The organism is Streptomyces sp. WMMC500 (genome assembly GCF_027497195.1).
Taxonomy (GTDB): Bacteria; Actinomycetota; Actinomycetes; order Streptomycetales; family Streptomycetaceae; genus Streptomyces.
In genome coordinates, this window is sequence record NZ_CP114905.1 from 2,610,700 (window position 1) to 2,621,500 (window position 10,801).

The window sequence follows — 10,801 nt, forward strand, 5'->3', positions numbered from 1 at the left end:
TCCGGCACCATGGACGACGTGAGCGCTCCCTCCCTCCGCCGCACCCCCGTCCAGCAGCGCAGCGCCGAGCGGCTGGCCCGGATCCTCGACGCCTGCGCCGAACTCCTCGACGAGACCGGCTACGAGGACCTGACGACCAGCGCGGTCGCCGACCGGGCGGGCGTCCCCATCGGCTCGGTGTACCGCTTCTTCCCCAACAAACGCGCCCTCGCCGACGCGCTGGCCGCGCGCAACCTCGACGACTTCACCGGCCGCGTCACCCGCCGGCTGGCCGCCGAGCCGGCGCGGGCCGGCTGGCGGCGCATCCTGGACTCGATGCTGGCGGAGTACGTCGCGATGATGCGCACGGTCCCGGGCTTCGCGCAGGTCGACTTCGAGGCCAACGACCCGGTGGCGGCCCGGCTGTGCGACATCCTGGCAGAGCGGCTGTCCCTGCCGGTGACGGCCTCGCTCCAGCGCTCCTGCCTGGTGGCGGTCGAGGCGGCCGACGCGCTGCTCCAACTCGCCTTCCGCACCGACCCGGACGGGGACGCGGCGCTGCTGGCGGAGACGCGCACGCTGCTGCACGCCTATCTGTCCCGCTCGCTGGACTGAGCGGGCGGGGGCCCGGCGGCGCGGACCGGGGGAAGGCGCGGGTCGCGGTCAGCCGCCCAGGGCCGCCTTCACCTCCGCCCGGCGCCGCGGCCGGTCGTGGCTCTCCACGTACCACTCGTACTCCTCGCCCACCAGGCTCCGCGCCAGCGCCAGGTCCGGCTCCGCCCCCTCCTCCCGCAGGTGGTACGGCGGCGGGTAGAAGCAGTCGCCCGTGAACAGGACGCCCTCCGACGGCACTCCGGCCACCGTCGAGTCCGCCGCGTGGCCGCCGCCGACGTGCCGCAGCTCCACCGTCACGCCGCCGAGCCGGATCACGTGCCGGTCGGTGAACGTCTCGTCGGGCGGCACGACGCGGAAGGCGTCCCAGCCGTCCTCCGCCATGGCGCGCGAGCGTGCGGCGTAGCTCGGGACCAGCCGGGGGTCACGGGCCATCTCGGCCCGTACGTACGCCTCCGACCACGGCTTCTCCGCCTCCGCGCGCAGCGCGTCCGCCGTCAGCTCGTGCGCGGTGACGGGCACGCCCCACTCGCCGGCGCCCCAGACGTGGTCCCAGTGGTGGTGGGTGTACACGACGCCCCGCGCCCGCGGCAGGCCCGCGCCGCCGAGGGCGCCCGCGATCCGGCGGGCCAGCGCCGGGCTGTGGCCGGCGTCGACGAGCAGGCAGCCGTCGTCGCCGGCGATCACGCCGACGGCCGCCTGCACCCGGTCCGGATCGGGGTGGTGCGGCCACAGCCACACCCGCTCCGTGATCCGGATCAGCCCCGGCACCGCCTCCGCCATGTCGCCGCCTCCCTCTCCCCCGGCCGCCCGGTCACCGGGCCCTCGCCCCTCGGCCGCTCGGCCGACGAGCCCGGACCCGGACTATATGCCGGGTCCGGCCCGGTCGCCCCGGCGCTACGGAGACTCGGCCGCGGCCAGCAGCGCCCCCGTCACCGCCGCGTACGCCGCGGCCACCGGCAGGCGCGGCACGGCCCCGGCGGCAGGATCCGCCTCCGCAGCCGGATCCGGATCCGGATCCCCCGGGGAGTCCGCCGCCGGCACCAGCGCGTCCAGGTCCCCCACCACCCGGACGCCCGACTTCCTGATCCCCGCGACCATCTCCGCGCCGACCTCCGCCGCCGCCCGCCGCGCCCACGCCGGGGTGGTGATCCGCCCCGCGTCGCCCGCAGGCACGTGCGCCCCGCGCAGCCGGCGCACCAGTTCCTCGCGCACCAGCTTACGTTCCGGCGCCGGGCGTTCTGCCCTGGCCAGCTCCTTGTTCACCAGCCGCAGCACCTCCACCTCGCCGGCGGTCAGCGACCGGTTGGCGAACCCGTCCCGCTCCGGCTCCAGCACCCCGTCCGGCAGCCCCAGCAGCCCCTCGAAGGCGCGCAGGTGCGCCAGCGGATCGGCCTGGTCGACGACGACCACCGTGAGGTTGCCCGCACCGGCGGCCTCCGCCCAGCGCGCCACCAGCTCGTCGTGCCGGTGCCGCCGCCAGAACGACGGCGTCGGCTTCCGGTAGGGCGGCCTGCGCAGCATGCCGTCGAGCCACGTGTCGTACGCGTGGTGGTGACCGGACTTGATGTACTCCTGCCACTGCGACGGCAGGATCTTCACCAGCGGTCGCAGCGTGACGACGACGTGCACCCGGTCCCCGCCGAGCCCGTCGACCACCGCACGCGCCGCGCCGGCGTCCGCGTTGGCGAAGCGCTCGCTGCTGACGACGACCCGGCGCCGCCGCCCCGCGCCGGCGACCTCCGCGCACAGCTTCTCCCAGTGCGCCATGCTCGGCGCCTCCAGGCTGTTCACGGGCGTGCCGCCGGCGATGGCGGCGGCCGCGTGCGCGGGCTGCCGGGAGGCGCCGGCGTACCGCACGCCGTGCGCGGCCAGCGCGCGCCGGCCGTGGTGGAACGCCCCCTGCAGCGTCGTGGTGCCGGTCTTGTGCGGCCCGATGTGCACCAGCCGGGTACCCGGCGGGAGCGCGCCCTGCCGCGGCGGCATCAGCCCCGCCCGCCCCGGCCCCTGAGGACCCCGCCGAGCCGGGCCATCGGCCGCTTGTCCACGGCGGCGACGCGCCGCTCCAGCGCGGCGAGTTGCTTCTCCAGCCGCTCGACCTGCGCGGTCAGCTCCTCGTTGCGCTCCTTCAGCTCTGTGTCCCGGCGCACCGCGGCGTCCAGCCGCTTGCGGGCGATCTCGGCGCGCTCGTGCAGCCAGGCGAAGCGGTAGCCGTACGCGCCGTCGTCGGAGCCGTCCCACATCCGGATCGAGGGCGGCAGGTCGAGGCCGGCCATGCGCTCTTCGAAGGCGGCGCCGCGGTCGCCGTGGGTGTAGGTGTTCTTGAGGTCGTTGCGGTCGAGGAAGCGCGCGAAGCGGTCCCAGCGCTCCTGGTGGCCGGCGTGCAGCCCGCCGAAGTCGGCCTTCTGGTACAGCTCCGCCGGATCGACGTCGGCCGGCATGCCGGCCAGCATCTCGTGCGGGATGCCGAAGTAGCGGCAGAGTTCGAGGGTGCGCGAGTCGTGGCAGAGCACCAGGGCGGGGGTGCCGGCGAGCAGCGCGGCGATGTTGCCGTGGATGCGGGTGCCGAAGGCGAAGTCGTACTCGCGCAGCTCGGCCATCCAGCCGTACGGGTCGGTGGGCACCCGGGTCTTGTCGTCGCGCAGCAGGCCGTGCGCGGCGGCGGTCGGCAGCTCGGGGGTCAGCCCCTTCTCGGCGGAGGTGTCGCCCCAGAGCAGTAGTTCGGCGTCGGTGAGGTTCTGCGCGTAGTACGCGAGGTCGTCGAAGCGCTCGTACGCGCGCTGCGCGATGGCCGCGATGGGGCCGACGCGGGCGGCGTCCGGCGAGACGTTGAGCGCGATACGGGAGGCGTCGGTGATGCCGGCGTCGGTCTTGCGGATCTCCGGGAAGGTGTCGCCGTAGAGGAACATCGACGGGCAGCCGATGATGTCGACGTCCTTGAAGCCGAGCCCGTTGAGGTAGCCGGCGGTCAGTTCGCCGCGTACGCCCACCGACGCGGACCGCTTGAGCACCGCCTTCATGAACCGCTTGACCGACGGGTCGATCGCCTGCAGCCGCTCGGTGTCGTAGTCCGCGCCGACCTGGGCGCCGACGCCGATGACGACGACGGGGATGGTCAGTTGCTCGATCAGCTTGGTGAGCCGGTTCAGCGACGCCTCGAACGACGGGCGGAAGGCGTTGGCGAGCGGGACGACGAAGACGTCGTACTGCTCGTTTATCTGGGCCGCGCGCTCGGCGGAGTAGTCCGTCTTGATGCCGTTGGAGGTGATGTCGGTGCCGGGAGCCAGGAGCAGCTTGTGGGCGGCGTCACTGAACAGCAGGTTCCCGGAGTTGGTGCCGATGAGGTCCTGCTGCACGACCTCGGTCCGCGTCGCGACGTGGAAAGGGCTCTTGCCGGAGCGGATGAGGATGTTCTTCATGGTGGGGGCGTTTCCTGTCGTCTGGGTGCTTCAGAGTGCGGGACGGCCGACGGCGCGGAACGTCCAGCCCGCGGCGCGCCAGGGCGCCGGGTCGAGCGTGTTCCGGCCGTCGATGAGGTGCGCGGTGGCGGCGGCCCGGGCGAGCCGGTGCGGGTCGAGGGTGTGGAACTCGCTCCATTCGGTGAGGTGCAGCACGACGTCGGCGCCGCGGACCGCGTCCTCGGCGGAGTCCGCGTAGCGCAGCGTGGGGAACTCCCGGCGGGCGTTGTCGGCGCCCTTGGGGTCGTAGACGGTGACCTGGCCGCCCTGGAGGTGGATCTGCCCGGCGACGTTCAGGGCCGGGGAGTCGCGTACGTCGTCGGAGTCGGGCTTGAACGTCGCGCCCAGGACGGCGATCCGGCGGCCCAGGAACGAGCCGTCGCAGGCGTCGCGGGCGAGTTCGACCATGTGCGCGCGGCGGCGCATGTTGATCGAGTCGACCTCGCGGAGGAACGTCAGCGCCTGGTCGACGCCGAGTTCGCCGGCGCGGGCCATGAACGCGCGGATGTCCTTGGGCAGGCAGCCGCCGCCGAAGCCGATACCCGCGCGCAGGAACTTCCGGCCGATCCGCTCGTCGTAGCCTATGGCTTCCGCCAGCTTGACGACGTCACCGCCCGCCGCCTCGCAGATCTCGGCCATGGCGTTGATGAACGAGATCTTCGTGGCGAGGAAGGCGTTGGCCGAGGTCTTCACCAGCTCGGCGGTCGGGTAGTCCGCGACCACGAACGGCGTGCCGGCGCCGACCGGGCCCGCGTACACCTCCCGCAGCAGTTCCTCGGCGCGCTCGCCGGCCACGCCGACGACGATGCGGTCCGGGCGCAGGGTGTCCTCGACGGCGAAGCCCTCGCGCAGGAACTCCGGGTTCCAGGCCAGCTCCGCCTGCTCCCCGACGGGTGCCAGCTCGGCCAGCCGGCGCGCCAGCCGGGCCGCGGAGCCCACCGGCACCGTCGACTTGCCGACCACCAGGCAGGGGCGGTCGAGGCGCGGCGCGAGGGTGTCGATCGCAGCGTCGACGAAGCTCATGTCGCAGCCGTACTCGCCGTGCTTCTGCGGCGTGTTCACGCAGACGAAGTGCACGTCGCCGAACGCGGCCAGCTCGTCCCAGTCCGTGGTGAAGCGCAGCCGCCCCGACGCGCCCTCGACCCCGGCGACGTGCTTGCGCAGCAGGTCCTCCAGGCCCGGCTCGTACATCGGCACCCTGCCCGCCGACAGCAGCTCGACCTTCTCCTTCACCACGTCCAGGCCGAGCACCTCGAAGCCCAGCTCCGCCATGGCGGCGGCGTGCGTGGCACCGAGGTAGCCGGTGCCGATCACAGTGATTCTCAACGACATCCGTGCAGGTCCTTCTGGTTATCGGCGGATACGGCGAAGGCCGCGCCGGACGGCGCTCCGCAGCGGGTTGGTGGCGGTGGCCGGTCCGGGCCCGGAGGAGTCGGGCCCGGCGGCGTCCTGCGCCGCCGCGGTGGCCTTGCCGTCGGGCCCGGCCGCCTCGGCGGCGGCCCCGGAGTCGAGCGACGACTGCGCGAGGAGCGCGCCGATGATGGCCTGCGCCGCCGCGGCGGCCGGGATCGTCGCCTCGGTGGGCGGCGCGGCCGGCGCGCTCGGCCGCTTCGCCAGCGACGCCAGGTCGCCGACGACGTTGACGCCGAGCGCGGCGATGGCGGCGGTCATCTCCTCGGCCAGCTCCGTGGCCTCGGCCACCGCCCACTCGGGGGTGGTGACGCGCGGCTCGTCGCCCGCGGGCTGGTACTTGTCGCGCATGCGGCGCAGCGCCCCGGCGCGTACGACCTTGCCGTGCCGCTCCACGGACCAGCCGCGGCGGTGCGACTCCTCGTTGAGCAGCCGGACGAGTTCGGCCTCGCCGTGGGTCATCGACCGGTTGTCCTTCTCGTCGTAGACGAGGAACCCGGCGGGCAGCCCGGCGAACTCCTCGAAGACCCGGAGCTGCATCTGCTGGTCGGACTCGTCCTGCACCAGGACGGTCAGGTTCTCGGGGCCCGCGGCCGCCGCCCAGCGGGCGATCAGCTCGTCGTGCCGGTGCCGGCGCCAGAAGCTGGGCGTCGGCTCGATACACGGCTCGCGGTGGAACATCGCCTCCAGCCAGTCCTCGTACGACGCGCGCAGCCCGTTGCGCACGTACTGCTGCCACTGCGACGGCAGGATCTTCAGCAGCGGCCGCAGCGTGACGACGACGTGCACCCGCCCGCCGCCGCCGAGTTCGGCGACGACCTCGCGGGCGGCGGCGTCGCCGGCGTTGGAGAAGTACTCGGTGCTGATGACCGTGCGCCGCTCGCCGGCCTGCTCGCACTGCTGCACCAGCCGCCGCCAGCGCTCCATGCCGGGCCGGTCGCGCTGGAGGAACACGTCGAGGTGTTCGCGTACGGGCGTGCCCGCGGGCCCCGGGAACTCCACCCCGATCTTGGCGAGCGCCGCCGCGACCGGCTGCCGCTTGGTGCCCGCGTAGACCACGTCGTACGCGGGCAGCCGGTCGCGGGCGCTGTGGAACGCGCCCTGCAGCGCGGTGGTGCCGGTCTTGTGCGGGCCGATGTGGAGGATGCGGCCCCCGCGCGGCACCGTGGGCACCAGCGTCGGCGGCGTCGGCCGGGTGGGCTGCGGCTGCATCGGATGTCCTTCTCTCATCGGACGCTCCTGGGCAACTGGTCGTCCAGCCAGCCCGTGAGCGTCTGCATGTACGTCTCGGTGATGTGCTCGCCGGCCCGGTAGACGATCACGTTGCCGATGACGGCCGGGCAGGTCCCGTCCGGGCACAGCTCGGGCGCGAGGTCGATGACGGGGACCCCGGTCCCCTTCGCCGCCTGCGCGGTGATCGGCTCGTACCCCAGCCCTTCGCGCAGCGGGAAGGCGCAGTCGGTGAGCCGGTCGGTGGCTCCCGACACGCACGAGGGTATGTCCTGCGGCGGGTACGGGATGTCGGCGAACGCCGTGACGTCCGCCCCGTTGTCCGCCAGCTCGCGCAGGGTGGCGGACATCCCCTCGCGCAGCGCGGCGGTGTTCTCGTCGCCGTCGAGCTTGTCGCCGCCGCGCATGGCCGCCTGGTCGTCGCGGTTGCCGACGAGCACGAGTGCGGCCTCCTCGTCGGCGATGCGCTCGACGGCGGAGGCGCGCCACTTGTCGCACTCGGTGTAGTCGCGCTCGTACTGCCGGTTGTAGATGGTGACCTTGGCGGGCGTGCAGGCGGACTTGGTGAGGATCAGCAGCCGCCAGCCGCGCTCCTCGGCGACGGTGATCAGCGCCGGGGCGTACTGCGCGGCGTGCGAGTCGCCGAAGAGGGCCACGGTGGTGTCCGACTTCTCGTCGCCGTAGACGCAGCCCTCGGCCTCGGTGTCGCGCTGCCCGGCGTGGCAGCCGTTGCCGTACACGGCGCCCTCGTCGGCGTCGGCGTCCTCGGGCAGCGGGCTGAGCACGGAGGCGGACTCCTGGACCTTCGTGGAGTCCCGCAGCGCGGCGGCGCCGACGGCCTGCGAGGGGTCGGCGAGCTTCATCGTCGGCACGGTGGCCCAGGTCAGCCAGCCCAGCAGCGCGCCGGCGGCGGTGCAGGCGAGGCCCAGGACGAGGCCGCGGCCCACCGGCGCCAGCGCCCGCGAGACCCGCACCGGGTTCTCCACCAGCGTGTGGGTGAGCGCGGCGGGCACCCAGCTCGCCGCGACGACGACCGCGAGTTGGGCGGTGGTGATGTCGGGCCACTTGACGGTGGCGAAGGCGACGGCCGGCCAGTGCCACAGGTACCAGGAGTACGAGATGCGCCCCACGTACCGCATCGGCGCGGTGCCCAGCAGCTTCGCGCCCGCCGTGTCCTGCGCCGCGGCGCCCGCGGCGATGACCGCCGCCGCACCGAGCACGGGCAGCGCGGCGGCGGAGCCGGGGAAGGGGGTCTCGTCGGAGAAGGCGAGGGCGGCCACCGCGATGGCCGCGAGCCCCGCGGCGGCCAGCAGGCCCGCGAGCCGGCCCGGCAGCCGCCGCCAGGCGTCCGCGGGCACCAGCGCGAGCAGCCCGCCGACGGCGAGTTCCCAGCCGCGGGTGAAGGTGGAGAAGTACGCGGCGCCGGCCTCCTCCTGCGTGAGGTGGACCGAGTACGCGAACGAGGCCACGGCGATGGCGCCGAGGGCGACGGCCAGCCGCGGGCGCACCGCCTTGCCGCCGCGGCGCGTGCACCACCAGCCGATGGCGATGATCAGCAGCGGCCAGACCAGGTAGAACTGCTCCTCCACCGCCAGCGACCAGAAGTGCTGCACGGGGCTGGCGTCGGCGCCGAGCGCGGAGTAGTCGACGGCGAGCGACGCCTGCTGCCAGTTGACGACGTACAGCGCGGCGGCGGCCAGGTCCTTCGCGACCGTCTTGCGTTCCACCGGCGACATCAGCAGCCACGCCAGCAGCGCGACCGCCGCGAGCACGACGGCGGTCGACGGCAGCAGCCGGCGGGCGCGGCGGGCGTAGAACCCGGTGAGGGAGATCCGTCCGCTGCGCTCCAGCTCGCGCACCAGCAGCCCGGTGATCAGGAAGCCGGAGATGACGAAGAAGACGTCCACGCCGACGTAGCCGCCGGAGACGAGCGGCACCCCGGCGTGGTACAGCAGCACCACGCCCACGGCGACGGCCCGCAGGCCCTCGACGTCGGGGCGGAACCCCCGGGCGGGGCCGGCGGCGCGCGGCGCGTCCGGCCGGGGACGGCGCTCGGTCGGATCCTGCGCGTCGAGCGCCGGGGCCTGCTGGCCGTGCATCAACCCTCCGGGTGACGGTACTGGTGGTGTCGGGTACGCGGGGACGTCACGTGCGCGCCGCGCGCCGGGACCTGGCGGAGCGCAGCATCGCGGCGAGGCCCCGGCCGGCGGGCGGGGCGGCGCCGGCCGGTTCGGGCTCCGCGGGGCGTACGGGGACGGTCCAGGCGAGGCTGCCGGCGCGCACGGTGATCTTCGGCGTGAAGGCGTCGCGCCGCTTGCGCGCCTCACGCGGCAGCCGCAGCCGGGCCCGGTACGTCCGGGTGACGCCGGCGGCCCGGCCCGGCCGGGCGACGGCGGAGGCGACGACGCCGGCGGGGCCCTCGACATCGAGCCGTACCGCGTCGGCGGGCAGCCCGGAGACGGTGGCGCGTACGTCGACGGCGAGTTCGTCGCCACGCGCCCCGGCCCGGGCGGCGGCCTCGAACCGCTTGGCCGCGCGGTGCTTGATCTCGCCCAGCTCCAGGGTGAGATGGCCGGTGGAGCGGGTCGCGTAGAGCGTCACGACCTGGCCGGAGCCGGCGTGCGTGGGCGCGGCGTGCATCGCCGGCTGCTTGGCCAGGTTCAGGTCGTTCTCGTCGCCGAACCGGGTGACGTTGGCGTCGCCGCAGGCCAGGGAGAGGTCCCAGAGCGCCTCGGCCAGCGGCTCGCCGCCGCCGGCGGTCGCCGGGTCGATGTCGAGCCGGAAGTCCTGGTAGCCGTCGCGGTCCCGCTTCTCCTGAAGGAGCAGCGGCAGCCGGTGCTGGACGATGCCGCCGCGCTGCTTGAGCAGCATCTCCGGCGGGGCGCTCCAGCCGTCGGGCGCGGGCGCCTTCACCCTGCCGGTGAGGTGCACGACGCCGGTGGCGGCGTCGAGTCCGGCCGTGCCGACCCGGAACGGGACGGGCAGTTCGTCCGTGACGTCGTAGAACCCGTCCGGGATGTTCCTGGCCGGGTCGCGGAAGAACGGGTAGCGGGCGTACACCCGGCCGTTCTCCACCAGGTGCTCCGCGTCCAGGTCGCCCAGCTTGCGGTGGTACTTCGACGCGGCGATCAGGTCGTCGAGGTCGCCGCGGCGCACCAGCTCCATGAGCAGCCGCTCGATGACCGAAAGACGGGCCGCCGCGCCCTCGGTGTACCACTGGGCGAACATCTCGCGCATGTCCTGGAAGGCCGTCTGCCGGTCGCCGGCGTTCTTCTCCCGGCGCAACTGCCGGATGGTGTGCGGCAGGTCGATGGAGTAGTGCCGGGCCAGCAGGTGGTCGCGGCGCGGGCCGTCGGGGACGTGCTCGCCGACCAGCTCGAACATCGCCCGCATGAAGCGGATCCGGGGGGCGGTGCCCTTGGTGACGGAGGTGTTGTTGCCGCCGTCGTCGCGCTTGACCCAGTACACGCACTCGTAGTCGCCGATCACGCTGATGCCGTCGGCGTGCAGGTAGGCGGCGCTGGTGAAGGGCTGGTCCTGGCCGACCTTCAGCTCGGGGCGAAAGCGCAGCTTGTGCTGCTCGACCAGCTCGCGCCGGAAGAGCTTCATCGGGTTCAGCGTCCAGTAGACGCGGGAGCTGAACACGTCGGTACGGGCCAGGTTCTGGTGGTACATGGAGGTCGGCGCGTTACGGCCGTTGACGCCGATCATCTTGCCGACGACGACGTCGGTACCGTTGGCGTCGGCGGTCTCGACCATCCGCGCCAGCGTCTCGCGGCCGAGGTAGTCGTCGGCGTCGAGGAAGAACACGTAGCGGCCGGTGGCCCGCTCCAGACCCACGTTGCGGGGGCCGGCCGGACCGCCGGAGTTCTCCTGGTGGATGACGGTCAGGGCCGGGTTCTCCGCGGCGAGCCGGTCGAGTTCGGCGCCCGTGCCGTCGGTGGAGCCGTCGTTGATCACCAGGATCTGCAGCCGGTCGGTGCCGATGGTCTGCTCCAGCACCGAGGTGACGCTGCGGGTGATGTAGGGCATCGAGTTGTACGCGCCGGTGATCACCGTGACGTCGGGTATGGGTCCGGCCGGGGCCTTCGCCGCGGGGGAAGTCATCGTGC

8 protein-coding genes are annotated in these 10,801 nt (G+C 74.0%); 1 reads left to right on the plus strand and 7 read right to left on the minus strand.

The features are described from left to right. Window positions 1-9: 9 nt before the first annotated feature. Window positions 10-594 carry a TetR/AcrR family transcriptional regulator gene (locus tag O7599_RS10615; RefSeq protein ID WP_281621888.1) on the plus strand — a complete coding sequence of 195 codons (585 nt, stop codon included), beginning with the start codon at window positions 10-12 and terminating at the stop codon, window positions 592-594. A 48-nt stretch (window positions 595-642) separates the two neighbouring features. Here the strand turns inward: O7599_RS10615 and O7599_RS10620 are convergent, their stop codons facing one another. The 7 genes from O7599_RS10620 to O7599_RS10650 form a co-directional block, all read right to left on the minus strand. Further along, window positions 643-1,374: an MBL fold metallo-hydrolase gene (locus tag O7599_RS10620; RefSeq protein WP_281621889.1), complete on the minus strand. Its 732-nt coding sequence runs from the start codon at window positions 1,372-1,374 to the stop codon at window positions 643-645. Between the two features lie 114 nt (window positions 1,375-1,488). Next, window positions 1,489-2,577, minus strand: coding sequence for a hypothetical protein (locus O7599_RS10625; RefSeq protein WP_281621890.1), 1,089 nt, complete (start codon window positions 2,575-2,577; stop codon window positions 1,489-1,491). Beyond that, window positions 2,577-4,010 (minus strand): polysaccharide pyruvyl transferase family protein, encoded by a 1,434-nt coding sequence (locus O7599_RS10630; protein ID WP_281621891.1) that lies wholly within the window; start codon window positions 4,008-4,010, stop codon window positions 2,577-2,579. Before O7599_RS10630 ends, O7599_RS10625 begins: the two co-directional genes overlap by 1 nt. Before the next feature lie 30 nt (window positions 4,011-4,040). Beyond that, the gene (locus O7599_RS10635; RefSeq protein WP_281621892.1) at window positions 4,041-5,381 is read right to left on the minus strand and encodes a UDP-glucose/GDP-mannose dehydrogenase family protein; all 1,341 of its coding nucleotides are present in this window, start codon (window positions 5,379-5,381) and stop codon (window positions 4,041-4,043) included. Window positions 5,382-5,399: 18 nt separating this feature from the next. Then, a complete protein-coding gene (locus tag O7599_RS10640; RefSeq protein WP_281621893.1) occupies window positions 5,400-6,689 on the minus strand; it encodes a hypothetical protein in 1,290 nt (429 codons plus the stop codon). Then, window positions 6,686-8,788: an acyltransferase family protein gene (locus O7599_RS10645; protein WP_281621894.1), complete on the minus strand. Its 2,103-nt coding sequence runs from the start codon at window positions 8,786-8,788 to the stop codon at window positions 6,686-6,688. The genes O7599_RS10640 and O7599_RS10645 overlap by 4 nt, the downstream gene beginning before the upstream one ends. A gap of 46 nt (window positions 8,789-8,834) precedes the next feature. Then, a complete protein-coding gene (locus O7599_RS10650) occupies window positions 8,835-10,796 on the minus strand; it encodes a glycosyltransferase family 2 protein (protein ID WP_281621895.1) in 1,962 nt (653 codons plus the stop codon). Window positions 10,797-10,801: the final 5 nt, after the last annotated feature.